General features: G+C 69.9%; 21 protein-coding genes and 1 tRNA gene. 10 read left to right on the forward strand and 12 right to left on the reverse strand.

Annotated features, from left to right (window positions below; all coding sequences use genetic code 11):
• From QCD66_RS34290 to QCD66_RS34305, 4 genes are read right to left on the reverse strand one after another with little or no spacing between them, the layout of a single operon-like run.
• Positions 1-3,657 (reverse strand): adenylate/guanylate cyclase domain-containing protein, encoded by a 3,657-nt coding sequence (locus QCD66_RS34290; protein ID WP_407566932.1) that lies wholly within the window; start codon positions 3,655-3,657, stop codon positions 1-3.
• A complete protein-coding gene (locus QCD66_RS34295) occupies positions 3,654-4,487 on the reverse strand; it encodes an MBL fold metallo-hydrolase (RefSeq protein ID WP_364221109.1) in 834 nt (277 codons plus the stop codon). The genes QCD66_RS34290 and QCD66_RS34295 overlap by 4 nt, the downstream gene beginning before the upstream one ends.
• Before the next feature lie 49 nt (positions 4,488-4,536).
• A complete protein-coding gene (locus QCD66_RS34300; RefSeq protein WP_375735055.1) occupies positions 4,537-4,998 on the reverse strand; it encodes a RidA family protein in 462 nt (153 codons plus the stop codon).
• Entirely contained in the window at positions 4,995-5,150 is a 156-nt protein-coding gene (locus tag QCD66_RS34305) for a DUF4177 domain-containing protein (protein ID WP_013736319.1), read from the reverse strand. Before QCD66_RS34305 ends, QCD66_RS34300 begins: the two co-directional genes overlap by 4 nt.
• A gap of 701 nt (positions 5,151-5,851) precedes the next feature.
• Between QCD66_RS34305 and QCD66_RS34310 the strand changes: the two genes are divergently transcribed.
• The 3 genes from QCD66_RS34310 to QCD66_RS34320 all read left to right on the forward strand — a co-directional run bounded on the left by QCD66_RS34310 (position 5,852) and on the right by QCD66_RS34320 (position 8,935).
• Positions 5,852-6,472 (forward strand): hypothetical protein, encoded by a 621-nt coding sequence (locus tag QCD66_RS34310; RefSeq protein ID WP_375735059.1) that lies wholly within the window; start codon positions 5,852-5,854, stop codon positions 6,470-6,472.
• 28 nt (positions 6,473-6,500) lie between these two features.
• Positions 6,501-7,475, forward strand: coding sequence for an ArsA-related P-loop ATPase (locus tag QCD66_RS34315; protein WP_364221117.1), 975 nt, complete (start codon positions 6,501-6,503; stop codon positions 7,473-7,475).
• 308 nt (positions 7,476-7,783) lie between these two features.
• A complete protein-coding gene (locus tag QCD66_RS34320) occupies positions 7,784-8,935 on the forward strand; it encodes an ArsA family ATPase (protein WP_375735054.1) in 1,152 nt (383 codons plus the stop codon).
• Here the strand turns inward: QCD66_RS34320 and QCD66_RS34325 are convergent.
• Entirely contained in the window at positions 8,922-9,218 is a 297-nt protein-coding gene (locus QCD66_RS34325) for a WhiB family transcriptional regulator (RefSeq protein ID WP_212825692.1), read from the reverse strand. The genes QCD66_RS34320 and QCD66_RS34325 overlap by 14 nt on opposite strands.
• 402 nt (positions 9,219-9,620) lie before the next feature.
• Between QCD66_RS34325 and QCD66_RS34330 the strand changes: the two genes are divergently transcribed.
• Positions 9,621-12,011 carry a transglycosylase domain-containing protein gene (locus tag QCD66_RS34330; protein ID WP_364221184.1) on the forward strand — a complete coding sequence of 797 codons (2,391 nt, stop codon included), beginning with the start codon at positions 9,621-9,623 and terminating at the stop codon, positions 12,009-12,011.
• A gap of 75 nt (positions 12,012-12,086) precedes the next feature.
• Here the strand turns inward: QCD66_RS34330 and QCD66_RS34335 are convergent, their stop codons facing one another.
• The gene (locus QCD66_RS34335) at positions 12,087-12,542 is read right to left on the reverse strand and encodes a GatB/YqeY domain-containing protein (protein ID WP_357538676.1); all 456 of its coding nucleotides are present in this window, start codon (positions 12,540-12,542) and stop codon (positions 12,087-12,089) included.
• A gap of 25 nt (positions 12,543-12,567) precedes the next feature.
• Between QCD66_RS34335 and QCD66_RS34340 the strand changes: the two genes are divergently transcribed.
• Complete coding sequence (locus QCD66_RS34340; protein WP_364221124.1) at positions 12,568-13,461, forward strand: metallophosphoesterase; 894 nt, start codon at positions 12,568-12,570, stop codon at positions 13,459-13,461.
• 86 nt (positions 13,462-13,547) lie between these two features.
• A tRNA-Pro gene (locus tag QCD66_RS34345) sits at positions 13,548-13,624 on the forward strand.
• A 73-nt stretch (positions 13,625-13,697) separates the two neighbouring features.
• On the opposite strand, the gene QCD66_RS34350 is transcribed toward QCD66_RS34345, so the two are convergent.
• Genes QCD66_RS34350 through QCD66_RS34360 form a run of 3 tightly spaced genes read right to left on the reverse strand, consistent with a single transcriptional unit; the run spans position 13,698 to position 16,626 of the window.
• Positions 13,698-14,915, reverse strand: a complete 1,218-nt coding sequence (locus QCD66_RS34350; protein ID WP_375735053.1) for a tyrosine-type recombinase/integrase — start codon at positions 14,913-14,915, stop codon at positions 13,698-13,700.
• Positions 14,915-15,118 (reverse strand): excisionase family DNA-binding protein, encoded by a 204-nt coding sequence (locus QCD66_RS34355; protein WP_375735052.1) that lies wholly within the window; start codon positions 15,116-15,118, stop codon positions 14,915-14,917. Before QCD66_RS34355 ends, QCD66_RS34350 begins: the two co-directional genes overlap by 1 nt.
• Positions 15,115-16,626 carry a replication initiator gene (locus QCD66_RS34360; RefSeq protein WP_375735051.1) on the reverse strand — a complete coding sequence of 504 codons (1,512 nt, stop codon included), beginning with the start codon at positions 16,624-16,626 and terminating at the stop codon, positions 15,115-15,117. The genes QCD66_RS34355 and QCD66_RS34360 overlap by 4 nt, the downstream gene beginning before the upstream one ends.
• A gap of 1,206 nt (positions 16,627-17,832) precedes the next feature.
• On the opposite strand from QCD66_RS34360, the gene QCD66_RS34365 reads away from it, so the two are divergent.
• Positions 17,833-18,516 (forward strand): hypothetical protein, encoded by a 684-nt coding sequence (locus QCD66_RS34365; protein WP_375735050.1) that lies wholly within the window; start codon positions 17,833-17,835, stop codon positions 18,514-18,516.
• 292 nt (positions 18,517-18,808) lie between these two features.
• On the opposite strand, the gene QCD66_RS34370 is transcribed toward QCD66_RS34365, so the two are convergent.
• Both QCD66_RS34370 and QCD66_RS34375 read right to left on the reverse strand, forming a co-directional pair.
• The gene (locus QCD66_RS34370; protein ID WP_375735049.1) at positions 18,809-19,192 is read right to left on the reverse strand and encodes a TIR domain-containing protein; all 384 of its coding nucleotides are present in this window, start codon (positions 19,190-19,192) and stop codon (positions 18,809-18,811) included.
• Positions 19,193-19,824: 632 nt separating this feature from the next.
• Positions 19,825-20,688, reverse strand: coding sequence for a helix-turn-helix domain-containing protein (locus tag QCD66_RS34375; RefSeq protein ID WP_375735048.1), 864 nt, complete (start codon positions 20,686-20,688; stop codon positions 19,825-19,827).
• 542 nt (positions 20,689-21,230) lie between these two features.
• Here QCD66_RS34375 and QCD66_RS34380 point away from each other — a divergent pair.
• The 3 genes from QCD66_RS34380 to QCD66_RS34390 all read left to right on the forward strand — a co-directional run bounded on the left by QCD66_RS34380 (position 21,231) and on the right by QCD66_RS34390 (position 24,730).
• Positions 21,231-22,556 (forward strand): hypothetical protein, encoded by a 1,326-nt coding sequence (locus tag QCD66_RS34380; protein ID WP_375735047.1) that lies wholly within the window; start codon positions 21,231-21,233, stop codon positions 22,554-22,556.
• Entirely contained in the window at positions 22,553-23,140 is a 588-nt protein-coding gene (locus QCD66_RS34385) for a flavoprotein (protein WP_375735046.1), read from the forward strand. Before QCD66_RS34380 ends, QCD66_RS34385 begins: the two co-directional genes overlap by 4 nt.
• A gap of 324 nt (positions 23,141-23,464) precedes the next feature.
• Positions 23,465-24,730 carry an endonuclease/exonuclease/phosphatase family protein gene (locus QCD66_RS34390; protein WP_375735045.1) on the forward strand — a complete coding sequence of 422 codons (1,266 nt, stop codon included), beginning with the start codon at positions 23,465-23,467 and terminating at the stop codon, positions 24,728-24,730.
• Between the two features lie 81 nt (positions 24,731-24,811).
• On the opposite strand, the gene QCD66_RS34395 is transcribed toward QCD66_RS34390, so the two are convergent.
• Complete coding sequence (locus tag QCD66_RS34395) at positions 24,812-25,780, reverse strand: NAD(P)-dependent alcohol dehydrogenase (protein ID WP_375735044.1); 969 nt, start codon at positions 25,778-25,780, stop codon at positions 24,812-24,814.
• Positions 25,781-25,782: the final 2 nt, after the last annotated feature.

Raw genomic sequence — 25,782 nt, forward strand, 5'->3', positions numbered from 1 at the left:
CTAGGGTAGCGGTGCGGCCGGCGTGGCGGAATCGTCGCGTACGCCGGAATCCGCGCCGCCGCCGAGAAGATCCCGCAGCGCCTCCGCCGTCGTACGCTCGCTCACCTGCTCGGTCGAGTGGGCCAGCCGTACGGCGTCGTCGGCCGCGACCAGCGCCTCGGCCGGCAGCCCGTTCGCGTGCAGCGCCCGCGCCAGCACACCGGCCGTCAGCACCCGGCTACGGACGTCCTCGGCCGGCATCGACACCGCCCGCCGGGCCCAGTCCAGCGCCTGCACCGCCTGCCCCTCGGCCAGCAGCGCCGACGCGTAGCGGGCCACCGCCTGCGCCCGGGGGAACAGCAGCGACGGTTCCTTCGCCGTGGCGGCGAGCGGCGCGAGCAGCCCCACCGCCATCGCCGCGTCGCCGGCGGTGAGCCGGGCGGTGGCCAGCAGCACCCGCGGTCCGACCTGGGCCGGCGCCAGCGGGTTGTGCGGTTCGACCGCGGTCAGCACTCGCCGGGCGTCGCGTTCGGCCGCCTCGACGTCACCCCGGTCGAGGGCGACGAACCCGCGCAACGTGCCGGCGAACCCGGTCAGCAGCGGGTGCCCGGTCCGCTGGCCGTAACCCAGCGCGTCGGTCAACAGGTCGGCCGCGTGCTCGTGCTCGCCCAGGCTCCGGGCCACCGCACCGCGTACGACGAGGGCGAACCCCCGGCCCCAGTCGTCGGAGGCGGCGTCGAAGTCGCGGTAGGCACGCCGGGCCTCCCGGTCGGCGTCGGCCAGCTCACCCAACTCGGCGGCGGCGAACGCCTCCACCGCCCGCAGGGTGCCGACCGCCCACGCCTCGCCCACCCGCTCGCCGAACGGCAGGAAGAGCCGGGCCAGCCGGCGGGCCTCGGCCAACCGGCCGGCGAGCAGCCGGGCGAAGGCGGTCGTGCCGCGCAGCCAGGACCGGCCGACCGGGTCACCGAGCTCGGCGAAGAGGCGGGCGGCCCGGCCGAGCACCGCGTCGGTGCCGGCGAAGTCGCCCCGGGTCGTCGTCACCCAGGCCAGGTTCTGCAACGACCACGCCTGGCCGAGCCGGTCACCGGCGGCCAGGTTGACCTGGTAGGCGGCGGCGAAGCGACTGCTCGCCCGGCTGAGCCGGCCGGCGAGGAAGTCGGCCATGCCGAGCCGCCGCATCGCCTGGGCGCGTTCGGTCGGCAGCCCGGCGTCGGTCGCCACCTGGAGAGCCTCCTGCCAGATGGGCACCGCCCGGGCTTGTTCGCCCAGCGTCGCGTAGGCCCGCCCGGCGATGAGCAGCGCACCGGCCCGGCTCGCCGCGTCGTCGCCCGCGTTGGCGCCGATCTTCTCCGCGTAGGCCAGCGCGTCGGCCACCCGGCCGGTCTGGAGCAGGGCCCGGGCGTGGATCAGCCGGTCGGCCGCCGGCACCAGGTCGTCGGCGAGCGCGGCGGCCCGTTCGGCGTACGCGACCGCGGTCGCCGGCTCGCCGGCGGCGCTGGCCCGCCGGGCGGCCCGGCCCAGCGCGGCGACGCCCAGCGGCGCGACCGCCCGGGCCACCGAATCCGGCCGCAGCCCGACCGCGTCGGCCAGGCTGACCGCCCGCTCGACGTGATCGGCGATGAACGCGTCCCGCTCGGCGGCGGGCAGCCCGCCCGGTGCGACCGTCGCGCCCAGGACGGCGGATGACTCGCCGGCCGGGCGGGCGGCCCACTGGGCGAGGGCGGCATGCCGCTCGGCCAGATCCGCCTTGCCGATGCCGGCGTAGGCGGCCTCCCGCATCAACGGCGTGGTGAAGGCGTAGCCCTCCCGGACCCGGTGCAGCATCCGCCGCTGGAGTAGCTCGTCGACGGCGCGTTCCAGCTCCACCGCGATGACGGCGGTCGGCCGGCCGTCGCGCCCGCCCCGCCGTTCGCGCAGCGCCTCCAGCGTGCCGGCGGGCACCGAGTCGCCGATCACGGCGGCGTCGCGCAGCACCGAGCGGGCGTCGGGCGGCAACGCGTCGATCCGGGCGGCGAGCACCGCGGCGAGGTCGCGGGAGAGCAGCCGGCTGCCCAGCGAACCGGGTACCAGTCGCCACGTACCGGCCGAGTTGGCCCCGACCGCGGGGGTCAGCGCCCCCCGTTCCCGCAGCAGGGTGACCAGTTCGGCGAGGTAGAACGGGTTGCCCTGGGCGGTCGCCAGCAGCCGGTCCGCGTCGGACTGCGGCAGCCGGCCGCCGCCGAGGTAGGCGGTCAGCAACCGGGCGGCGTCGGCACCCCGCAGCGGTGGCAGGGCGTGCACCTCGGCGTCGGCGACCCGGGTCAGTGCCCCGGCGGTGCGGACCAGTTCGGGGCGGCCGAGCAGCAGCACCAGCACCGGCCCGGCGAGCCGGGACAGGGTCACGCCGAGGGCGTCGACGGTTTCCGGGGTCGCGTCGTGCAGGTCGTCGACCACCACCAGCAGCGGTGTCTCGGCGGCGAGCGCGGTGAGCAGGTCGGCAACCGCCGTGGGTACGGCGTCGGCGTCGACCGTCGGCGTCTCCTGGGCCCAGTCGTTGGCCGGCGTCGGCGCACCGATCTCGGGCGGCATGTCGCCGTAGCCCATCAGGGCCATCAGCAGGTCGACGGCGACCGTCGGCGGCTCGCCCCGGTGCCGGGTCAGCCGCTGCCCGAGGCGGCGCAGCCGCTCCTCGACGACCGTACGGGTCACCGCGGTGGCCGCGTCGCGGGGCAGGCCGACGGTGGTGCGGACCAGGTCGGCGAGCGGGCCGAGCCGGCGCCGTTCGCCGAAGGCGGCGCAGCGCACCGACAGCACCCGGGCGCCGGTGTGGCTGGCGAAGCGCCCGGCGCCGACGTCGTAGCCGGCCGCGAAGCGTTCGACCTCGGCGGCGAACCGCGACTTGCCGATGCCGGCCTCGGCGGTCATCACCAGCACCCGCGGCTCGTCCTGGTCGATGACCTCGGCGAGCCGGCCGGCGACCCGGCCGATCTCCGCGTCGCGGCCGACGAACGGCGCCTCGTCGCCGAGCCCGGACCGGGTGCCGGGCGCGTCGAGCAGGCCGAGCAGTTCGTACGCCTCGACCGGCTCGCGTTTGCCCTTGAGCCGCAGCGGCCGCAGATGGCGCCAGGAGGCGACGTGGCGGGTGGCGGCGGAGGTGGTGGCACCGGCGTAGACCGCGCCGATCGCGGCGGCGTCGGCGAGCCGGGCGGCCGTGTTGACCGTGTCGCCGATGACGGTGTATTCGATCGCGGCCTGGATGCCGGCGACCACGTCACCGGTGTTCAGGCCGACCCGCAGCCCGAGTGGCGCGCCGCCGCCGCGCTCGTCGTCGAGGACCCGGCGGACGGCGCGCTGCATCGACAGCGCCGCGCGGACGGCCCGTTCGGCGTCGTCCTCGTGGGCGACGGGTGCGCCGAAGACGGCCATGATGCCGTCCCCGGTGAGCTTGTCGACGTGGCCGCCGAAGGTCTTGACCGCACCGGCCAGGGCGGCCAGCACCCGGTCGGTGACCGCGCCGACCCGCTCGGGGTCGAGGTCCTCCGACCAGGAGGTGAAATCGGACAGGTCGCCGAAAAGGACGGTTACCACCCGTCGTTCGGCGGCCGGCAGGGTCGCGGCGGCCGGCAGCGCGGCTCCGCAGTTGTGGCAGAACCGCGCGCCGGGCACGGCGACTGTTCCACACACCGGGCAGGTCACGGAGGGTCCAACCCACCGGAGCCCGGGCCGGATTCCCCGTTTTCCCGATCCAGGTGTGCGAGTTGGGCCCGGACCGACCATTCGGCGGCCGCCCACAGCGACCGGTCGACGTCGGCGTAGACCGTGGCGACCACCTCGGCCGGGGTGGTCGCGCCCGCGGCGACGGCCTGCCGCACCTGGTCGAGCCGGGCCCGCCGGTGGGCCAGGTAGAACCGGGCGGCGGCCGCGCAGTCGGCGAGCGCCGGGCCGTGCCCCGGCAGCGCCGGCACGTCGTCGTAGGCGGTGAGCAGTTCGAGGCTGGCGAGGTAGTCGCCGAGGTCGCCGTCGGGCCAGGCCACGATCGTGGTGCCGCGGCCGAGGATCGTGTCGCCGGTGAAGACCGCCCGCTCGCCGCCGGCGTCGACCACGAAGCAGACCGAGTCGTGGGTGTGCCCCGGCACCGCCAGCACCTCGATCCGCAGCCCGAACCGGCTGAGGTCGCCGCCCGGCTCCGGCACCTCGGCACCGATCCGGTGGGCGGGGTCGACCGCGATCACGTCGACCCCGCCGAGCAGCACGGAGAGCCGGCCGGCGCCCTCGACATGGTCGGGGTGACCGTGGGTGATCAGGATGGCCCCGACCGGCGCGTGCCCGGCGATGGCGGCGAGATGGTCCGGGTCGTCGGGCCCGGGGTCGATGACGACGGCCGGCGCGTCACGGTCGGCCCGCAGCACCCAGGTGTTGGTGCCGTCGAGCGTCATCGGCCCCGGGTTCGGCGCACGCAGCAGGGTCGCCCAGCCCGGGAGCCGGGTCGCCAGCGCCGCCGCCGGTGCTGTCACGTGCGCGGTCATGGCTGCGATCGTACGACCCGGATCTGACGATCCTGCTACGAGACCACGCTCAGGCGACCTCGACGATGACCTCGACCTCGACCGGGGCGTCCAGGGGCAGCTCGGCGACGCCGACGGCGGTGCGGGCGTGCCGCCCGGCCTCCCCGAAAACGGCCCCGAACAGCTCCGACGCCCCGTTCATCACGCCCGGCTGTCCGGTGAAGCCCGGCGCCGAGGCGACGAAGCCGGTCACCTTCACGATCCGTACGACGTTGTCCAGCCCGGCGACCGAGTCGATCGCGGCGATGGCGTTGAGCGCGCACTGCCGGGCCAGGTCCTTGGCCTCCTCGGCGCCGACGGCGGCGCCCACCTTGCCGGTGGCGAGCAGCTTCCCGTTGGCGATCGGCAACTGGCCGGAGAGGTACACGTGCTGGCCGGAACGTACCGCCGGCACGTACGCCGCCACCGGCGGCACGACCTCGGGGATCGTCAGGCCCAGCTCGGCGAGCTTCGCGTAAGGCCCGGTGCTCATGCCTTCGGCCGCTTCAGGTAGGCGACGAGCTGCTCCGGGTTGGGGCCGGGCACGACCGAGACCAACTCCCAGCCGTCCTCACCCCAGTTGTCGAGGATCTGCTTGGTGGCATGCACCAGCAACGGGACGGTGGCGTACTCCCACTTCTGCATGCCGGCACCCTAACCCGCCAGGGTGACCGGGCCGGCGCGGCCCGCCGGCTCGGAGCTGGCGCGGCGACTCAACGATACGGAGCGTGACCGGGGTCGGACGGAGGACCCGTGCCGGGCGGCGGACCGCTACCCTGACCGGGCGGACGGCACGTAGGCTGTCCCGCCACGACTTCTCGGTTCCGTCGCTTTCTCGGTTCCGTCGCTTCACAGGGGAGACGATGACCCAACCACCCAGCGGTGGCGCCACGCCGCCGTCGAACGGTCAGCCGGATCAGCCGGTCTCCCCGGGCACGGCACCGGATCCCAACGCACCGGCGCCGCTCTGGCCGGGCATGGACGCCGGCCCGGCCGCACCGCCGCCGGCTTCCGCCCCACCGGCTCCGCCGGCCACGCCCGGCGTCGGGCTGGGTAAGCCGGCCGAGCCGAGCAGCCCGCCGCCACCGCCGGCCATGCCCCCTTCGGGACCACCGCCCGGCCAGTTCGAGCCGCCGGTCTCGGCCCAGCCCGGACCACCGTCGTACGGCCAGCCGCCCTACGACCAGCCCGGCTACGGACAGGCGCCCGGCTACGGGCAGCAGCCCCCGTACGGGCAGCCCGCCGCGCAGTATCCGCCGCCGGGCCAGCCGGTCTCCGGGCAGCCCTATCCCGGGCAGCCGACGTCCGGTCAGCCCTATCCGGGGCAGCCGGTGTCCGGCCAGCCGATGTCGGGGCAGCCCTACCCGGGACAGCCGACGTCGGGGCAGCCGTACGCGGCGCAGTCCCCGGGTTACCCGGGCCAGCCGGTGTCCGGCCAGCCGTACGGCAACCCCGGCGAGTACGGCCAGCCCGGCTACCCGCCCGCCCCCGGCCAGCCCGGCTACCCGCCGCAGCAGCCGCCGAAGAAGCGCCGCGGTCTGTTGATCGCCTCGATCGTCCTCGTCTTCGTGCTGCTGCTCTGCGGTGGCGGCGGCCTCGGCGCCTTCTTCCTGCTGCGCAACGCGGAGGGCAGCGACGGCGCGGCCGAACCGGTCGCCGCGGTCGACAACTTCCTCAAGGCGGTCTACACCGACCGCGACGCCGACCGGGCGGCCGCGCTGGTGTGCTCGGAGGCCCGCGACGAGGCCGCGATCAGCAAGAAGGTCGAGGAGATCAGCAACTACTCGACGACGTACGCCAACCCACGCTTCGACTGGGAACCGCCGAAGGTCGACGACCAGAACGAGGAACGGGCGATCGTCTCGGTCAAGCTCACCATGCTCACCGACGACGAGAAGAGCGCCGACCAGGAACTGAGGTTCACCGTGGTGCAGAAAACCGGCTGGTGGGTCTGCGAGGTGGGGTGAGCCCCGTCGGCTGGCTACCCTCGGATCTGTGCGAGCAGGTGAGCAGTCAGCCAACGAGAACTGGCCGGCCCGACTTCACGTGGTCACGGGCAAAGGCGGCACCGGCAAGACGAGCGTGGCCGCCGCGCTGGCTCTCGCCCTCGCCGGCGGAGGACGGCGGACCCTGCTGGTCGAGGTCGAGGGCCGGCAGGGCATAGCCCAACTCTTCGACACCGCCCCGCTGCCGTACGAGGAGCGGCGGATCGCCGGTGCCGTGGGCGGGGGCGAGGTCCGCGCGCTCGCCGTCGACCCCGAGGAAGCCCTGCTCGAATACCTCGACATGTTCTACAAGCTGGGGGCCGCCGGTCGGGCGCTGCGCAAGTTCGGGGCGATCGACTTCGCCACCACGATCGCCCCGGGTCTGCGCGACGTGCTGCTCACCGGCAAGGTCAAGGAGGCCACCACCCGCACCACCGACCGCCGGCGGGTGTACGACGCCGTCGTACTCGACGCGCCGCCGACCGGACGGATCGGGCGGTTCCTGAACGTCACCACCGAGACGGCGCGGCTGGCGAAGGTCGGTCCGATCAAGACGCAGAGCGAGGGGGTGGCGGCCCTGCTGCGCTCCCCGATCACCTCGGTCCACGTCGTCACGCTGCTCGAGGAGATGCCGGTCCAGGAGACCGTCGACGCGATCGCCGAGCTGACGGCGCTCGGCATCCCGATCGGCCACGTGATCGTCAACAGCACCCGCGAGCCGCTGCTGGCCGGCGTCAAGGTCACCCAGACCGAGTTGCGCCGCGGCCTGACCGCGGCCGGCCTGTCCGCCGACCGGGCCATGGTCGCCGGCCTGCACACCGAGGCCAAGGCCCATCTCACCCGTCGTGCGATGGAAGAGTCACTTCGTGCCGAACTGGCCGAACTCGGCCGCCCGATGATCGAGCTGCCGCTGATCCCGCAGGGCATCACCCGCCCCACCCTGGACCAGCTCGCCGAGATCCTCGCCGCCCCATCCCGGAAGTAGCCCGAAAAAGTACCCCGGACACGCAGCAGACCTCACCAGTCACCAGCCACGAGCGCGCAGGACCCTGGCCACCCCCGGACAGCAACATCCCGGCGAAGCAATCGGCGGACAGCCTTAGAGCGCAACCAGGGTCGCGAGTCGACCGAGCGCCGCCGCACCGTCTGGAGCCCGAGGACCGCGCCGCGAAGCGGTCGCGGCCCGCAGGGCGAAGACGGTGCATTCAGGCGGCGCGAAGCGGAGCGAGCCAGCCGAGGCGGAGCCGAGGCCAGCCAACTCAGCCCAACCAAGTCACCGCAAAGTACGCTCGGTTGGTGCCCTCTGATCACCAGGTGCCACGGCTGGACGTGGATCGGATTCTCGCCGATGACGGCGTACGGATCGTGGTCTGTTGTGGCTCGGGCGGCGTGGGGAAGACGACGACCGCCGCGGCGTTGGCGTTGCGGGCGGCTGAGCGGCACGGCCGCCGTACGGTGGTGTTGACGATCGACCCGGCGCGCCGGTTGGCGCAGTCGTTGGGGTTGAGTGAACTGGACAACACGCCGCGCCAGGTGAAGGGGATCGACGCCGAGGCCAGTGGTGGCGAGTTGCACGCCATGATGCTGGACATGAAGCGCACCTTCGACGAGGTGGTGCTGGCGCACACCGATCCGGCGAAGGCGGCGGAGATCTTCGCGAACCCGTTCTACCAGGCGATGAGTTCGACGTTCGCGGGCACGCAGGAATACATGGCGATGGAGAAGCTGGGGCAGTTGCATGCCCGCGGCGAGTGGGACCTGATCGTGGTGGACACGCCGCCGTCCCGGTCCGCGCTGGATTTCCTGGACGCGCCGGCGCGGTTGTCGCGGTTCCTGGACGGCCGGATGCTGCGGATGTTGCTGGCGCCGGCCCGTACTGGTGGCCGGAGCATGTTCAGCCTGGTGACGGCGTCGTTCGGGATGTTCTCGCGGGTGGTGCAGAAGATCCTCGGGGCGCAGTTGCTGACTGACCTGTCCGGTTTCGTCGCCGCGTTCGATTCGATGTTCGGCGGGTTCCGGCAGCGGGCCGAGCAGACGTACCGGATCCTGCAGGCACGGGAGACGGCTTTTCTGCTGGTCGCGGCGCCGGAGCCGGACGCTGTCCGGGAGGCGGCGTACTTCGCGGGCCGGCTCGGCGAGGAGCGGATGCCGCTGGCGGGGCTGGTCCTCAACCGGGTGCACCAGAGCGCGGTGGAGGGGTTGTCGGCGGCGGAGAGTCTGGCGGCGGCGGAGCGGCTGGAGGAGTTGGGCGGTCATGCGGTGACGGCCGAGGCGTTGCGGGTGCATGCGGCGTTGGTGCGGCAGACCGCCCGGGAACTCGAGGTGGCCGCGAGGTTCACGGACGCGTTTCCGGCGGTGCCGGTGGTGTCGGTCGCGGCGCAGCCCGCCGACGTGCACGACGTCGACGGGCTGCGGGTGATCGGTTCGGCTATCAGCCGGCCGTGACGAGGACCTTTTCCTTGTCGCGGAGCGCGGCTTCGAACATCTTGCGCCAACTGGCCACCTGCGGGTGACGGCGCAGCAGTGCCCGCCGTTCCCGCTCGGTCATGCCGCCCCACACGCCGAACTCGATGCGATTGTCGAGCGCGTCGGCCAGGCATTCGTAGCGCACCGGGCAGCTGCGGCAGATCCGTTTCGCCACGTTCTGCTCGGCGCCTTGTACGAACAGCGCGTCAGGGTCTCCACTCTGACACGCAGCCATGGTGGGCCAGTCTGTGATCATGCCCATGTGTCCACGTCCCCCCTTGCAGTCCCGCTACCGACCAGTGCCAATCGGCCGGCAAAACCCCCGGCCACCCGCGGCTGCCTTCCCCCAGCACCCGCGAGTGACGTGCGATACTCGCCGGACCATCATGCTCTGTAGTCAACCGATTACGCAACGTCGTCAGCCAAATCATTAATCCGGACACTCTGCCCAGTTCGGCCAGCGACCAGAAGCTGTGATACCCGCGCAAAGCCGGAAAACGCCGCGCCGGCCGGCTCTGGAGGGGAGACTCGAGAGCGAAGACGACGCACCCGGACACGCAGGGCCATGCGTCTAGCACAACGAGGCCGACGCCGTGAGGAAATGGGCGAAGTACACGGCAAGCGACCCCGTTGGTCACTCGCGTACCCTGACCCAGTGACCTGGATGCGGAAGCGTGACCACAACCTCCTGACCAACGCCGCGTCGCTGCTCATCTGTGGCCTTCTGGCGGGCGTGGTCGTCGCCGCGGCGGCGTTTCCCGCGGTGGCCCTGTCCGGTCTCGCCGCGAAGGCGGGCGCCGAGACGTTCGACAAGCTGCCGAGCGAGCTGACCGTCAAGAGCGCGCCCCAGATCAGCTACCTCTACGCATCGGACGGCAAGACACCGCTCGCCACGATGTACGACGAGAACCGGCGCGACGTACCGCTGAAGGACGTCAACGTACTCATGCAGCAGGCGATCATCGCCGCCGAGGACAAGAAGTTCTACGAGCACAACGGCGTCGACGTCAAGGGCGTGGCCCGGGCCTTCGTGGCCAACAACTCCGCCGGCGCCACCCAGCAGGGTGCCTCGACCCTGACCATGCAGTACGTCCGCCTGGCCATCGCCTACTCGGCGACCCACCCGCAGGACGTCGTGGCCGCCACCGAGGACACCAACGCCCGCAAGCTGCGCGAGATGCGCTACGCGATGCAGATCACCAAGGAGATGTCCAAGGACGAGGTGCTGGAGCGCTACCTCAACATCGCCCCGTTCGGCAACGGCGCGTACGGCGTCTTCGCCGCCAGCCAGGTCTACTTCGGCAAGCACCCCAAGGACCTGACCATCGAGGAAGCGGCGATGCTCGCCGGCATGGTCAAGGCGCCGTCCGCCTTCGACCCGACCACCGAAGGCGGCTACCCGCAGGCGGTCGCCCGGCGCGACTACGTCATCGACCAGATGGTCATCACCGGCGCCATCACCGCCCAGCAGGCCACCGAGGCCAAGGCCGTCGAACTCAAGGTCAAGGGCAAGCGGGCCCCGAACGGCTGCGTCGCCGCGAACAAGGCCACCTGGGGCTTCTTCTGCGACTACTTCTACCGCTGGTGGATGGATCAGGAGACCTTCGGCGCCACCAGCTACGACCGGGAGCGCCGGCTCAAGAGCGGTGGCTACAGCATCGTCACCTCGCTCGACGTCGCCACCCAGGACGCCGCCAACAAGAACATCGAAAAGCGGATCAAGAACGACAACAAGAACGCGCTGATGGTCGCGGCCGTCGAGCCCGGCACCGGCCGGGTACGCGCCCTCGCCGTCAACCGGGTCTTCAAGCTCGACGACCCCAACAACCCGCAGAACAAGATGTCCAGCAACCCGGCCAAGGCCCGGCAGGGCATCCGGGGCACCTACCCCAACACCACCAACCCGCTGATGACCGGTGGCAACGACATCACGGGCTACCAGGCCGGATCGACGTTCAAGATGTTCACCCTGGTCGCGGCGCTGGAGAAGGGCTACCCGCTGGCCACGTCGATCAACGCCACCTCTCCGCTCCAGACCAGCTACATCGTCGAGCGGGGCAGCGACGCCGCCTGTCCCGGCACCAACAAGTACTGCCCGGTCAACGCCAACCCGTCCTGGATGAACGGCGTCCGGAACATGTGGAGCGGTATGGGCCGCTCGGTCAACACCTACTTCGTCAAGCTCCAGGACATGGTCGGTGCCGACAACGTCGTCAACGCCGCCAAGCGTGCCGGCATCCAGTTCCGCGCCGCCGAGGACGCCCGGATCGCCAACAACCCGCAGGGTGCCAAGCAGTGGGGCGCCTTCACCCTCGGCGTCTCGTCGACCACCCCGCTCGACCTGGCCAACGCCTACGCCACCCTCGCCGCGGACGGCAAGTACTGCGAGCCGATCCCGGTCCAGGAGATCCGTGACCAGGATGGCAACAAGCTCGACGTCGCCAACCCACGCTGCAAGGACGAGTTCAAGCCCGAGGTGGCCCGCGCCGCGATCGACGCCGGCCGCTGCCCGGTCGGCGACGGCTCGTCCACCAGCCGCTGCGACGGCGGCACCGCGACCGGCATCCGCGGCGTGGTGAAGAAGCCGGTGTCCGGCAAGACCGGCACCACCGACAGCGAGAAGACCGCCTCGCTGGTCGTCACCACCAAGCAGCTCGCCGTCGCCGGCATCCTCGCCGACCCCGACTGGGCGCAGACCACGGCCCGGATGAGCCACGACATCGTCAACCCGGCCGTCTACGAGACGCTGCGGGACGGCATGAAGAACAAGGAGACCAAGCAGTTCACGCCGCCGAGCGGCAAGCTCGTCAACGGTGAACAGCGCAGCATCCCGGTCGTCAGATGCCAGGACGTGGACACCGCCCGGTCCCGGCTGCGCGCCGCCGGCTTCGACGTCTCCGTCGACTCGGGCCGCGTCGACTCCAGCTGCCCGGCCGGCACCGTCGCCGGCACCAGCCCCGACGGCCGGACCATCCGGGGCGGTGCGGTCTCCATCCAGGTCAGCAACGGCCGTAGCGGTGGCAGCCAGAGCCCGTCACCGGGTGCGGACGACTGACGACGCCGTACGCGACAAGAGGGCGGGCACCCCGACGGGTGCCCGCCCTCGCGGGTTTTCGGACCTGTACGGCGCTCAGAGGCCGAGTTGCCGGCGTACCTCGGCGGCGACCCGGCCACCCTCGGCCCGGCCGGCCACCGCGGCCTGGGCCGCCTTCATCGCCGGGCCCATCTGGGCCTTGCCGGTGAACCCACCGGCGGACAGCGCGCCGGCGACCAGCTCCGCCAGTTCCTCGTCGCCGAGCTGCTTCGGCAGGTAGCGCTCGAGCACCTCGCCCTCGGCCGTCTCCTTCGCCGCCTGGTCGCCCCGGCCGGCGTCGGCGAACGCCGTGGCCGCCTCACGCCGCTTCTTCGCCTCCCGGGTCAGCACCGCGAGCACCTCGTCGTCGGACAGATCGCGCTTGGCCTTCCCGGCGACCTCGGCGTTGCCGATCGCCGCCAGCGCCATCCGCAGCGTCGACGTGGTCAGCTCGTCACGCGCCTTCAGGGCCGCGCGCATGTCCGTCGTGAGAGTGTCCTTCAACGTGCTCATGGCTGGTGAAACTACCCTGAACGCCATGCGAAAGCGCACTGTTATGCGGCTGGCCGCCGCCACCGCCGCCGTCGGCGCCGGCACCCTGGCGTACGCGTCCCTCGTCGAACGCAACATGTTCACCCTGCGCCGGTTCGACGTACCGGTGCTCGCCCCCGACGCGGAGCCGCTGCGCATCCTGCACCTGTCGGACATGCACATGACCCCCGACCAGCGTCGCAAGCAGGCATGGGTGGCGTCGCTGGCCGCCACCGACCCCGACCTCGTCGTGGTCACCGGCGACAACCTGGCCCACCCTGACGCCGTGCCCGGCGCGCTGCGCGCCCTGCAGCCGCTGCTCGACTTCCCAGGCGCGTTCGTCTTCGGCTCCAACGACTACCGCGGGCCGGTGTGGAAGAACCCGCTGAGCTACCTGCTGCCCGAACGCGAGTACGTCCAGGGCGTCGACCTGCCGTACGAGGACCTGCGTGAGGTGCTGCTCGGCGCCGGCTGGGCCGACCTGAACAACGCCCGCACCAGCACCAAGATCGGCGGTCGGGTGGTGGAACTCGCCGGCGTCGACGACCCGCACATCGGCCGCGACGACTGGGACCAGGTCGCCGGCCCGGTCCCGGAGCAGGCCGACCTGTCCGTGGCGCTGACCCACTCCCCCGAGCCCCGGATCCTCGACCGGATGGCCGCGGACGGCTTCGACCTGCTGCTCGCCGGCCACACGCACGGCGGTCAGGTGTGCGTGCCGTTCGTCGGCGCCCTGGTCACCAACTGCGAACTGCCCACCTCGATGGCCAAGGGCCTGCACCGCTGGCCCGGCTCCGACTCGTGGCTGCACGTGTCGGCCGGCATCGGCACCCACCCGACGGCGCCGGTCCGGTTCGCCTGCCGCCCGGAGGCCTCGCTGCTGACGCTGATCCCCCGCTGACGCGCGTCCCCCTGCCGGGTTCGGCACGGCAGGGGGATCCAAGTTTGCCCCTCGGCGGCGGTGGGCTACTATTTGTCCGCACGCCTCGGGGTGTGGCGCAGTTTGGTAGCGCGCTTCGTTCGGGACGAAGAGGTCGTCGGTTCAAATCCGGCCACCCCGACCAGGTGAGAGGGCACATCCAATCGATGGATGTGCCCTCTAGTGCTTTGTACAGCAGCCTAGTACAGCAGCGGATATCAGCGCAGACTGTCACCGAGTCGCTTGAGTGCGGCGCGGGTGGCGGCCGACGAGGCCTGCGAGTAGATCTCCATCGTCACCGAGATCTCGGCGTGCCGGAGGACCTGCATGATGACGCGCGGGTGGACGTCCAGGTCGACGAGCAGGGTCGCGCAGGTACGCCGGGCGTCGTGCACGGTGATCTTCCTTACGCCCGCCTTGGCGCAGCGGGCGTCCCAGGACCGGTTGAAGTTGCGTGGCTCGATCGGGGTGCCGTAGCGGGTGGTGAACACCAGCGTCGACCCCTGCCACGCGGCGCCGGCCCGGTCACGGTCGTGCTGTCGGGCGGCCTGCCGCAGTTCGAGGGCTGTCGCGCAGATGTGCGGTAGTGGCAGCGTTGCGTCCGAGGTCTGGGTCTTGGTCTCGCGGTGCAACAGTTGGCCGCCGACCCGCTGCAACTGCCAACCGATCGACAGCTCCCCCGCCGCCAGGTCGACGTCGTCTTCGATCAGACCGAGCACTTCCCCCTTGCGTAGGCCGAGGACCAGGATCAGCACGTACGCCGGGTAGAGCGGGTCGTGGTCGGCACGGGCGGATTCCAGGAAGCGGCGGGCTTCGTCGCTGCTCCACGCCCGGCCCTTGCGTCGGCGGACCGGTGGCAGCTTGACCAGTGCGGCGACGTTTCTGGTCACCAGTTCCTCGGTGGCGGCGTGGTTGAGCGCCGAGCGGAGCACGCCGCGGATGTCCTTGACCGTACGGGCGGACGGGATGTCCTGGCAGCACCGGCCGAGAGCGCAGCAGCGGCGTCGGCCGGCGGCACGACGGGCGTCCTTGCCCTGGGCACAGCACTGGCACGTTTCCGACACGGTGTTGATCCAGGTCTGCACATCGCGGACCTGGAGCCGGTCGAGGCGCTTGGATCCGAGCCCCGGTACGAGGTAGAGCCTGATCATCGTCCCGTAGGTGGCGCGGGTCAGCGGGGCAAGGTTTGGGGTGACCACCTCCCGGTGCCAGTAGGTCAGATAGTCACCGATGGTTGGTACGCGGGTGGCGACGGGTCCGGTCTTGGCCTGTTGGTGAAGTTTGATCCACTTGTCGTGGACGGTTTCACGGGTCTGGCCGTAGACGTATTTACGGGTGCGTTTGCCGTCGGGTTTGGTGACCCAGACGTAGGCGGCGAAGCCATTGCGGTAGGGGAAGATGGAGCCTTCGCCGTTGGCACGGGTACGGGTGGTCATCAGGCTGCCTCCTCGTATCGGTCGACCTGTTGCCGGATGTAGTCGTCGATCCATTCGGGGAGGATGCGGCGGTACTTGCCGTCCTTGACCGAGCGAAGTTCGCCGGTGGCGATCTTCATCTTGACCTTGGACAGTCCGAAGCCAAGAAGTACGGCGACCTCGGCGGGGGTGTGCCACTTCGGACGCAGGCCGGTGCCGTTCATACGGCGGCTCCGGTGGTCTCGTCTCGTGCGGCCCGACGTCGTTCGCGCGCCGTGGTGGCGGCGGTGTTGGCCAGTAGGGCGTCACCGTCGGTGAGCCAGCCCGAGCCCGCGTACGTGAATGCCCCGACCACGATTTCTTCGGTGTGGTCCTCGGTACGGCGGTAGGTTGCGCGGTCGTCGCGTAGGAGCCGGAACGTGGTCGAGTAGCGGCGTGCCTTGGTGAGGAAGTGGCCGCCGTAGCCGAGCATGTGTGCCCAGCGGCGCAGTCCGGTGTACGGGTTGGGCTTGGCCGATGTCGGCGTTTCGGTGTCAACGGCTGCTTGACGTTGTTCGCGTTGGTGGGGACGGGTGGTGGGGTCGGGTCGGCCGAGGCGCCAGCAGGCGTCGATGAGGCGGGCGAGGTGGTCGCCGTCGGGATCGGCGTACCCGTTGATGGTGGCGGTGGTGAGCCTGGTCGAGCAGTGCCCGGTGATCTCGGTGGACTTGGTGGCGTACTTGGCGAGGTAGCCGGCGACGGTCGCGTCGGTGACCTCGCCGTCGGTGAGTGCGACCCGTCGTATGTCGACCTGGTTGCCCCAGGCGATCGGCCAGCCCTGCCGACGGTCAGGGTGTGCCGGGGTGGTGAAGGCGATCTGGGTGACGGCGGTGTGGATGGCGGTGTCGAGGTCGTCGATGCCGATGCCGGCCGGTGGTGGGATCACGGCGTCGGGGTTGTCCGGGTCGATGCCGTCGAGGCGGAGCAGGGTGTGGAAGTGGACGGCTCCCCGCCGTTGCATCTCGGCTACCTTGCCGTGCGAGACCCGTACCGGGGCGACGGTTCTGGTTCGGCCGTTGCGGGTGGCAACCTGTACCGGTGGGATGCCGCGTTGGCGGCAGATGGTGGCGAGGTGGCGTTCGATGGCCTGCTTGGTGCGTCGCCACAGTTCGCCGGACCACAGGTTCCAGACGACTTGGTGGTCGTGGTCGTAGCAGTCAAGGCACAGCGGCTGCCCGACCTGTTCGTCGCCCGGTTCGTGACGGGTGTGGCAGGCGATCGGTTGGCCGTGTGGGCATGGGGCGGTGTTGCGGCGGACGTGGCAGGGCTGCGGGCGGCAGTCGCAGCGGCGCCGCTCGGTGCAGGTGTGCCGGGTGACGGTGCGGTTGTGGACCGGGCCGAACGACGGTGCGGTGAAGGTCGTGAACAGCACCGGATGCCGGGCGACCGTATCGGGTACCGTCTTGCCGCCGATGATGCCGCAGCGAATGACCTGGAAGGCGTCCCCCTGGTAGGTACGGGCGCAGTCGGCACACAGCGAGGCCCGACGGTTGCCGCACGCCTTGTAGACGACGCCGTCGGGCAGTTCGTCGGTACGCCGCTGGTCGAGCAGCCGTCCGGTGCCGGCTTCGACCCGGTCGACGGTCCCGACGAGCCGGACCGGTCGTACGCAGCCAGCAGCGGCCTTGACGTGCTCCAGCCAGCCAAAGTAGTCAGGTGTGGTAACGGCGCGATGCAGCGCCTGAGCCTGCATGCCAGCGGCAAGCGTCGCGGACCCGATGTCGGGGCGGATCAGGGCGGAGGTCGGGGCGGAAACGGTGCTTCTCCTTTCGGCAGTGGGGAAGCGAGACGTCACCGCCTCCGGTAGGTGTCCGCCGGTGACGCTCGCTGCTTCTCCAGACACCACCCGGCGGGCGATGCAAGGGAGAGGCGAACGGCTCGATAAGCCGCTCCTTGCCGAAAGGGCCCAGCGGAGCTGCGCCCGTGTTGTGCTCTGGTCGGTCGTGCACGGCGGAGGAGTCCAGGTGGATGCCGGACCTGCCGGTCGACTCCTCCGCCTACTCAAGAATCCCGATCCGGGCCATCGAGAGCAGCGGAAGGCTGCGCCGGACCATCAGCGGATCGGGTAACCACCAACACGTGTGGTTGGCGACGGGAGTGGCGGCGAATACCGCTCGATCGGCGGCGGGAAGGCCGCTGGCAACTCCAAGAACGAGCCCAGCGGACGCGGCAGGAAGGCCGCCCTGGGTAACTCGCCGAAGCCAGGGTAACACCACGTCGCGGACTGTCAACGGTCCGCGTTCGGACGGCGCCATCGGTCGAACGGCCTGCTGCCCCGGCGATCCGTGAGAACCTTCTGTACTTAATCAAGGCGGCCCGAGACGGGCCGCACGCGCCGCCGTCTGGGCGCGCGTCCGTCGCTTCGCTGGCGCTCCGACTCCGGCCACGCAACACGCCCGACGGCTGGCGCGGAAGCGGGAAGCCCAAACGGGCCGCGACGACGGCGCCGGGTTCCGAGTGGTTGGGGTGCGCCGGCCGGCAGCCGGCCACAACCGGGACCAGGCCGACGCGCCCGACGACCCGGCCGGCGTCAACGGGGCGGGGCCGGGCCATACGGGGATGCGGTTACTGCGCCTCCGGCGGGGGCGCTCGGGCTCCAGGATGCCCCGGCCGCCGTCGGCGGGTCGCGGTCCGTGGTGGGTGCGGCGGCCCCATCCCGCCCGCCATCGACCCGGGCAAGCCGAGCAGACCACCGCCCCGACCCGCCAGCGTCCGTACGAGCCGTCAAGGCTCGCTTGTCATGGCGGGCCGGGGCGGCGGCCCGCTCCCACAGTGGGCGGGTCGACGGCAGACGGGATGGCAGGCTCGACTATTTTGTTGCACTTGCGCCTGTCGACGAGCTCGGCACATCCTACCCAAGTATCCTTGCCGCGTTTGGGTATCGAGAGGGCAGGCGGACATGACCTATAGGGAGTTGTTCTTCGCAATTGCTGCTGCGGTCATCTGCGCCAGCATCTACCTATTCATTTTGCGCCCGATCCCGCGAAGAGGGACGGCGCCACCACAGTCCGAACCAGAGCAACTCGACTCCCTGGCAAATGCCGCCGATCCGCCCGGCACGCCAACGCAAGACCGCGTTGACCGTGCACTCATGCCCCAAGGTGTACCGACCAGCAATGAGGACAAGGCTCAACTATTTGAACTTTACAAACTGATGGTTCAAACCTCAGAGGCGCTGGTGGCGCGAAGGCAGGGCACTAACACATTCTTCCTAACGGCGAACGGGTTATTGCTTACTGCCATTGGCCTATTTGTCAGATCGGGAGCCGACGCCGAACAGCATGGCCTGGTGATTTCTATCTTATGCCTCACTGGGTTAATCTTAGCTTGGGGATGGCGAACCCTGCTAATCTCATTTGGGCAACTAAACAAGGGCAAGTTTGCCGTAATTCTTCGACTAGAAAAGGCTTTGACCGCTTCTATTTTTGAAGCTGAATGGGAAGCCCTTGACAGGGGTGAGAATAGGCGAACCTATCGCAGTTTCACTGAAAGCGAGAAGCGGGTCCCGGCGGTTTTTATGGCCATCTACGGAATCGCCTTCGTGATCGGCATACTTATTGCCTTGGGGTGGCTCCCCCTCTAGCGGCCACGCGCCGAATCGCCTCCACGTACTTGTCGTCTTGCCTCGCTACGTCGGGTGGCAGGTCTTCGTAAGGCACTAATGCTTCATGGTTAGGGTCGCAGGTCAACATCCATGCGACCCACGCATTGTGCACGTCCTGCGCTGTGACGGCGGTGCCGCGTGCCCTTAGTAATACTGCGTAGGTCAAGAAAAGGGGTTCTGTGTCGAAGTTGCTTGGCACGGACCGTGTGGGTATCTCGTCCCTGATCAATTGCGCAAGTCGACGCAGGTAGTTTTCTCTAGACATTTCGCCCTACGTCCAAGACTCAAGCTCTGCAACGATTGAATCGAAATTCCAACGAATTACCTGCCGCGGAAGCAGGCCAGTCGGTATGCGGTAGTTGCGGTCCCGGTGAATCTGAATTCCAAACATGTGATTGCCCTGACGCGTGGTCTCCGCAATTTCCCAGAGGACCGCCTCGCTCAGATAGGTTGTCGGGCCAATCAGTACAATTGTCCCCGCCGTCTGCGCAATCCGAATCTTGCAGTTCGTCTTCCATTTGCTATCAAATGGATCGTGCACCGAGTAGTCGACAAACTGGATGCTGTTATTCTTGTTCTTTGCATGTTCGACAAGAAAGTCTCGAGCCCACCTGTCTTCCATTTCAAAACTAATGAACGCTCGTGGTCCGCTCACTTTATCCTCCCCTGTCATAGTTGAACGTATCGTACAGTAGTAGCGTAGGTAGTCCACAACTGTCGGCGCATGGTGGGATCGGGGTCGGCGCGTGCACCAACTGTCACGCATACGGTTTCCCCATGCCGCCTCCTACTCCCACCGGTTTGGCTTACGTCTCGGGCGCCCCGGTTGCACCTATCGAGGGGAGTGCCCGCAACCGCTAAGTGAGCCAGTGATCGAGGTGCCTCCGAACCGTGCCCGATTGCGGCGGTCAGCGCCGGTCCGAAGGGGTCCTGAGGAAGTGCCCGTCGACGTTCCGTAGCTTGTCCCGGCGATTCAGTCACTCACGGTGCAGAGCAAGGTCATTCCCAAGCTGGCCGTCACGATGAGGCTGAGTGACAAACTGGGTGACGACAGGTGCGAACGGTGCCGGACGTTCATGGACAAGGGTGGAATGTTTGTCCAGCTCAAGGCCGAGTAGGCGCCGGTCGGTGGCTCATGATCGTTCCTTGACACGGAAGCGGTCGGTGCTGACTGCCCCTGCCGATCGTCGGCTTGGGAAGCTGCGGCCCACCCGAGGCGGCCACGAGGATTGGCCACCCGCCTGACTGCGCGGGTGGCCGGTTGGAGCGCGGTTGTGGCTCCGGTGGCTATGCCTGCTCGGCTGCCTGCCGGATGACCTTGATGGAGTCGCCGAGGTTGAGGGCGGCTTGCTGGAGTTGTTCATAGGCGAGGACGAAGCGTTTGCTGTGGGGGGTTTCGACGTAGATGCGGCCGGCGAGGTTGTCGAGGTAGCCGACCTCCGGGTACGGGTCCGGCATCAGGAACAACTCGAACGGCCCCCAGGCCCGAGCAGCGATGTTCACCTCGGACCGGATGACCTGGATGTTGATCCGGGTTCGCTGGGCAAGGGCTGCGACGTGTGCAAGTTGTTCGCGCATCAGGTCGGGGTCGGGCGTCTTCACGTGGAGGGCGGCTTCGTCGATGACGACGTTGAGGCGGTTGGTGCGGGCCTCGAACGCCCGCTGCCGGGCGATGAGCTTGTCCACGAGCCGGCCCTGGTGCTCGGTGCGCTTCTTCGTCCGCTCCCGCAACTGAATCACGTGCGCCGTGTAGGCGGGGGTCTGGAGCAGGTCGGGGAGTAGGTGGGTGGCGTAGATGTTGATGCTGGTGGCGTGTTCTTCGAGCCAGTCGTGGTCGACGTAGCCGCGGTTGTGGCGTTCGTCGGCGTAGTCGAGGTCCCACTCACCGGTGCGCCAGCATTCCTCGGACAGTTTCAGGATCCTCGCCCGGCGGTCGGGGTCGTCGACGCCGTAGATGTCGAGCAGGGCCATCACGTCGTCGCGTTTGAACGGCCACTCCGCCCGCTCGTACCGGGCAAGCGCCGAATGGTCGCGGTTCAGGTACTCGGTCGCCTCCTTCAGGGTGACGCCGCGTTCGCGGCGTAACTCGCGCATGAGGTAGCCGAGCCACTGGGCGCGCAGGGTCTTGCGGACGGGTTCCTTGAACGGCACAGGGGGCACCTTCCGTCAGAGGTACGGGCGTGGATGTGTTGCGCACGCAGCTGTCGAGGGAGAGCGTGGGATACCAACGTCCGTGTGCCATCCCTTGTGGAGTGCAGGCTCGACGTGCGGCGCGGAACCAACCTTCTCCTCGTGCCGGCGGGCTCGACAGTCCGCATCCGGCTTGGCCGGCATAAGCGCCTCGAAAGGATCTCTATCAGGATTCCGAATATCGTGTGCCAAATCCCCGACCAGCCCAATCGCAGGCCTTGAGGCGGTCGGTTCCGGCCGTCTTTGGAACCCGCCTACCGGTACGGTGATCGATGTCGGATCGGCGGCGGAGCGTATGGGGGCCGATGATGGGCACGGGGGTCGACGATGCGGGCCGTCGGTGTGTGCGTTGTGATGTGCGGCTCGCGCGGGACAACCGTGAGGTGGTCTGTGCCGGCTGTGGCGCGCGGGAGCGGGGAGTCGACGGCCCGCCGCAGGTACCAGCGGACTTCTGGAACCATCCCCCTCTGCGACGTGCCCTGTCGAGCCGGCATATCGGCAAGGTGATCCGGGCCTGGCGCTACCACCCGTGGCACGGCCGGCACCCGGTCGCCCAAACCGTCGTCGCCGCCTGGTGCGGGATGAGCCAGCCCAAGCTCAGCCAGATCGAAAACGGCAAGGCGCCCATGCATCTCGACCGCCTCTACCAGTGGGCCAGGCTGCTACAGATCCCCGCCAACCTGCGCTGGTTCCTCCTGCCCGAGGAGAACGACCGGACTGTCACGCCGCCCACGACACCGAGCCAGGACCCCAACGACAGCGGCACCCACAGCCGATCGGCACCAGGAAGCGGGACGCTCGACCGACGAACGCTGCTCCGCGCCGGAGGCCCACTCGCCTGTATCGCAGCCTCGGCGGCCGGCCAACGGCCGACCGGCACCGGCCGACTGATCGCCGCCCTGCTGACCTCGACCGGTCACCCCCAGGCCCAGACCCCACCGCTGGACCACCTTCAGACGAGAGTCGCGGCGGTACGGCACGCCTACCAGCACAGCCGATACCACCAGGCCCTCGACGCGGTCCCGGAACTGCTCGCGGCGGTCCGGCAGGCCAGAACCGCCTACGACGGCGACCAACGCCGACTGCTCGACACCATGGTCGCCGCGATTCACCAGGTCGCCAGCGGTCTGCTGCTGAAGTTCGACGAACCCGCACTGGCATCAGTGGCCGCCGACCGGGCCATGAACGCCGCCCGCCACAGCGGTCACCCCCTCGCCGTCGCCTCCAGCGCCCGCGCCGTCGTCCACACACTCTCCGCCGCCGGACATCCCATCCAGGCCATCAACATCGCCGTCACCGCCGCCAACCAACTCGGCCGCGACACCGACAACGCCACCAGCGGAGCGATCTCGGTGTACGGAGCCCTGACCCTGCGCGCAGCCGTCGCCGCCGCCCAGGTCCAGGACCGGCACAAGACCCAGGAACTCCTCGACGAAGCCGACCAGGCCGCCCACCGCCTCGGGCGCGACGACAACCAACACTGGACCGCGTTCGGCCCCACCAACGTCACCATGCACCGCGTCTCCGCAGCCGTCAGGCTCGGCGACGCCGGAACCGCCGTCGACCTGGCCGCCACCATCGACCTGCACCAGGTACCGATCGCCGAACGCAGAGCCACCCTGCTCATCGACACTGCCAAGGCATTCACCCAATGGGGCAAGCACGACAAAGCCCTGGACGCCATCCAGGACGCCGAACAACACGCCCCGGAAGAAGTCCGGGCACGCAAAGCGGTACACCGCCTCCTGTCCGACATCACCCACACCTGCCCGCCAAGCACCCAACGACGCGCCATCGAATACGCCCAGACGATCGGCGCCCCCGTATGACCACCAGAACCCTGTGCGTCATCGTCTGCGGCGCCGGACCCGCACCCGACGTCGGAACCCTCGTCGACCTCGCCCACACCAACGGCTGGACGGTACGGATCGTCGCCACCCCGGCCGGACTCGACTTCATCGACACCGACGCCCTCGAACAGCAGACCGGCACCCCGGTACGCAGCGACTACCGCCCCCGCCAACCGCGCACCCGTCGTAGCCGGGACGACGCGGTCCTTATCGCGCCCGCCACCTACAACACGGTCAACAAACTCGCCCTCGGCATCAACGACACGTACGCCCTCAACATCGCCGCCGAAGCCATCGGCCGCCGTACCCCGACCGTGATCCTGCCCTTCGTCAACCAGGCCCTCGCGGCACGTCGGCCCTTCCAACAGGCCGTCGAAGCACTACGCGGCGAAGGCGTCACCGTCCTACTCGGACCGGGTGGCTTCATCCCACACCCGCCCGGCACCGGCGACGAACAGATCGCTTGGTTCCCCTGGCACGCCGGCCTGGCAGCTGTACAGCAGCGAAGTACAGCAACGCCAGCAACCGAACCGCACCCCGAGCGACCGCAGCACCCCGGCTGACCTCGTACGCGACCGAACTGGACCGTCCTGCCGACAGTTCGGGACGAAGAGGTCGTCGGTTCAAATCCGGCCACCCCGACCAGGTGAGAGGGCATATCCGCTCGACGGATATGCCCTCTCGTGGTTTCTGCGGTGGGCGCCTCCCGCCGCCTGCCCTTGCCAGCCGTACGTCGATCAACGAACCTCAGTGTTCACACCACGGCCACCGGGTTGTCGGTGCCCACCGATAGACACATGGGCGCACCTCGACGTCGGCCCCGGCCGGGCGTCGACAGGCCAACCCGGTACGGGAATCCCGGCCGGACGACACGGCAAGGAGGACGGATGTCGTCAGCCGTCAGGCGATCCCGACGGATCGCGGTACGTGGCGGATTGCTCGCCACGGCGGTCATGCTCGCCGCGCTGCCCTCGGTGGCGGCCCCGGCCGCCGCACACGGCAAGGGCGAGGACGTGCGGTTCGCCACGTTCAACGCCTCGCTCAACCGGAGCGCCGCCGGCACCCTGCGGTCCGACCTGTCGACGCCGGGGAACGCGCAGGCCCGCACGATCGCCGAGATCGTCCAGCGCAACCGGCCGGACGTGCTGCTGATCAACGAGTTCGACTTCGACCCGGTCGCGGCCCGGCTGTTCCAGGACAACTACCTGTCGGTGGGCCAGAACGGCGCGAAGCCGATCCGCTACCCGCACCGGTTCATCGCACCGAGCAACACCGGCGTCGCCTCCGGCTTCGACCTGAACAACAACGGCCAGGTCGTCACCCAGCCGGGCACCCCCGGGTACGGCGACGACGCGCTCGGCTTCGGTGACTTCCCGGGCCAGTACGGCATGGTCGTCTACTCGCGGTATCCGATCGACCTGGGCGGCGCGCGTACCTTCCAGAACTTCCTGTGGAAGGACATGCCGGGCGCCCTGCTGCCCGACGATCCGGCCACCCCGGCGCCGGCCGACTGGTACTCGCCCGAGGAACTGGCGGTCTTCCGGCTGTCGTCGAAGAGCCACTGGGACCTGCCGATCAGGATCGGCAAGCGGACCGTGCACTTCCTGGTCAGCCACCCGACCCCGCCGGTCTTCGACGGCCCGGAGGACCGCAACGGGCGACGCAACTTCGACGAGATCCGGTTCTGGGCGGACTACGTACGGCCGGGGGGCGGCCGCTACATCTACGACGACCAGGGGCGTCGGGGCGGGCTGCGGCCCGGCTCGAAGTTCGTGATCGCCGGTGACCTGAACTCCGACCCGCGCGACGGCGACAGCATCCCCGGCGCCGCCCAGCAGCTCCTGGACCACCGGTGGATCAACGACGGGTTCACCCCGTCGAGCCGTGGTGCGGTCGAGGCGAGCGCCCTGCAGGGCGGCGCGAACACCACCCACCGCAGCAACCCGAAGTACGACACGGCCGACTTCGCCGACGTACCGGGTCCGGGCAACGTACGCGCCGACTACGTGCTGCCGTCGCGTGGGCTGGACGTACGGGATGGTGGGGTGTTCTGGCCGGTCGCGAGCGACCCGCTGTCGCGGCTCACCGGGACGTTCCCGTTCCCGAGTTCCGACCATCGGCTGGTCTGGCTCGACCTGCGCGTCGGCCGGTAGCGCCGTCTCTTCGGTCCGGGGCCGGCTCCGGCCCCGGGCCGACGGGCTGTCGCCGCCGCCCGGGTTCGGTGATCCAGAGGCTCATACGGTGATGACCACCTTGCCCCGCGCGTGTTGGTCCGCGAGGTAGCGGAAGGCGTCGGCGGTCCGGTCGAGCGGATAGGTCCGGTCGACGACCGGCGTCAGCTTGCCGGCCTCGACGAGTTCGACGAGCCCGAGAAGGTCCGGTTTGCGGCTGATCGACGTGAGCGGCCGCACCCGGCGCCGCCGGAGGAACGGTGCGACGAGCATCGTGGCCAGATTGCGCTCGAATCCGCCCAGCACCGGGCCGCCGTTCTCCGATCCGACCAGCACGAGCGTTCCGGCCGGGTTCAGGAGCCGGCGGAGCTGCGGGATCGGCCGGTCGCCGATCATGTCGAGGATGACGTCGTACCGGCGCCCACTCCGGGCGAGATCCTCGCGGGTGTAGTCGATGACGTGGTCGGCGCCGAGCGAGCGGATCATCTCCGCCTTGGTGGTGCTGCACACGCCGGTCACCTCCGCTCCGTACGCCTTGGCGATCTGGACGGCGAACGTCCCGACGCCGCCGGCCGCACCGATGACCAGGACCTGCTGTCCCGGCTGCGGCCGGCTCCGGCCGCTCAGCCCCTGGAACGCGGTCATCCCGGAGATCGGCACCGCCGCGGCCTGCTCGAACGTGAGCGTCGCCGGCTTCGGCACCAGGTTCGCGGTGGGTACGGAGACGAACTCGGCGAACGTCCCCGTGCCCCAGCCGAGCACCTCGTCGCCGGGCTTGAACTCGGTCACGTCGGCGCCGACCGCCGTCACCTCGCCGGCGAACTCCGTACCCCGGACCCGGTTCATCGGCGCGCGCGGTCCGGTGATGCGGACGGCGTACGGCCGGCCGGTCATCAGGATCCGGTCGCCGCGGTGGATACCGGCGGCGCGTACGCGTACGAGCACCTGGTCTTTCCTGACCGCCGGCCGGTCGATCTCCCGGAGTTCCAGCACCTCGGGCGGCCCGTACCGGTCCTGCGCGATTGCTCTCATGG

Origin of the sequence: Polymorphospora sp. A560 (assembly GCF_045781765.1) — a bacterium.
Lineage (GTDB): Bacteria > Actinomycetota > Actinomycetes > Mycobacteriales > Micromonosporaceae > Polymorphospora > Polymorphospora lycopeni.

Bases quoted from the DNA above. Each gene is read 5' to 3' on its own strand.
- QCD66_RS34295 (WP_364221109.1), bottom strand. From the start codon at position 4,487: ATGACCGCGCACGTGACAGCACCGGCGGCGGCGCTGGCGACCCGGCTC.
- QCD66_RS34300 (WP_375735055.1), bottom strand. From the start codon at position 4,998: ATGAGCACCGGGCCTTACGCGAAGCTCGCCGAGCTGGGCCTGACGATC.
- QCD66_RS34305 (WP_013736319.1), bottom strand. From the start codon at position 5,150: ATGCAGAAGTGGGAGTACGCCACCGTCCCGTTGCTGGTGCATGCCACC.
- QCD66_RS34310 (WP_375735059.1), top strand. From the start codon at position 5,852: ATGTCGGGGCAGCCCTACCCGGGACAGCCGACGTCGGGGCAGCCGTAC.
- QCD66_RS34325 (WP_212825692.1), bottom strand. From the start codon at position 9,218: ATGGGCATGATCACAGACTGGCCCACCATGGCTGCGTGTCAGAGTGGA.
- QCD66_RS34330 (WP_364221184.1), top strand. From the start codon at position 9,621: ATGCGGAAGCGTGACCACAACCTCCTGACCAACGCCGCGTCGCTGCTC.
- QCD66_RS34335 (WP_357538676.1), bottom strand. From the start codon at position 12,542: ATGAGCACGTTGAAGGACACTCTCACGACGGACATGCGCGCGGCCCTG.
- QCD66_RS34340 (WP_364221124.1), top strand. From the start codon at position 12,568: ATGCGAAAGCGCACTGTTATGCGGCTGGCCGCCGCCACCGCCGCCGTC.
- QCD66_RS34350 (WP_375735053.1), bottom strand. From the start codon at position 14,915: ATGACCACCCGTACCCGTGCCAACGGCGAAGGCTCCATCTTCCCCTAC.
- QCD66_RS34355 (WP_375735052.1), bottom strand. From the start codon at position 15,118: ATGAACGGCACCGGCCTGCGTCCGAAGTGGCACACCCCCGCCGAGGTC.
- QCD66_RS34360 (WP_375735051.1), bottom strand. From the start codon at position 16,626: ATGCAGGCTCAGGCGCTGCATCGCGCCGTTACCACACCTGACTACTTT.
- QCD66_RS34365 (WP_375735050.1), top strand. From the start codon at position 17,833: ATGACCTATAGGGAGTTGTTCTTCGCAATTGCTGCTGCGGTCATCTGC.
- QCD66_RS34385 (WP_375735046.1), top strand. From the start codon at position 22,553: ATGACCACCAGAACCCTGTGCGTCATCGTCTGCGGCGCCGGACCCGCA.
- QCD66_RS34390 (WP_375735045.1), top strand. From the start codon at position 23,465: ATGTCGTCAGCCGTCAGGCGATCCCGACGGATCGCGGTACGTGGCGGA.
- QCD66_RS34395 (WP_375735044.1), bottom strand. From the start codon at position 25,780: ATGAGAGCAATCGCGCAGGACCGGTACGGGCCGCCCGAGGTGCTGGAA.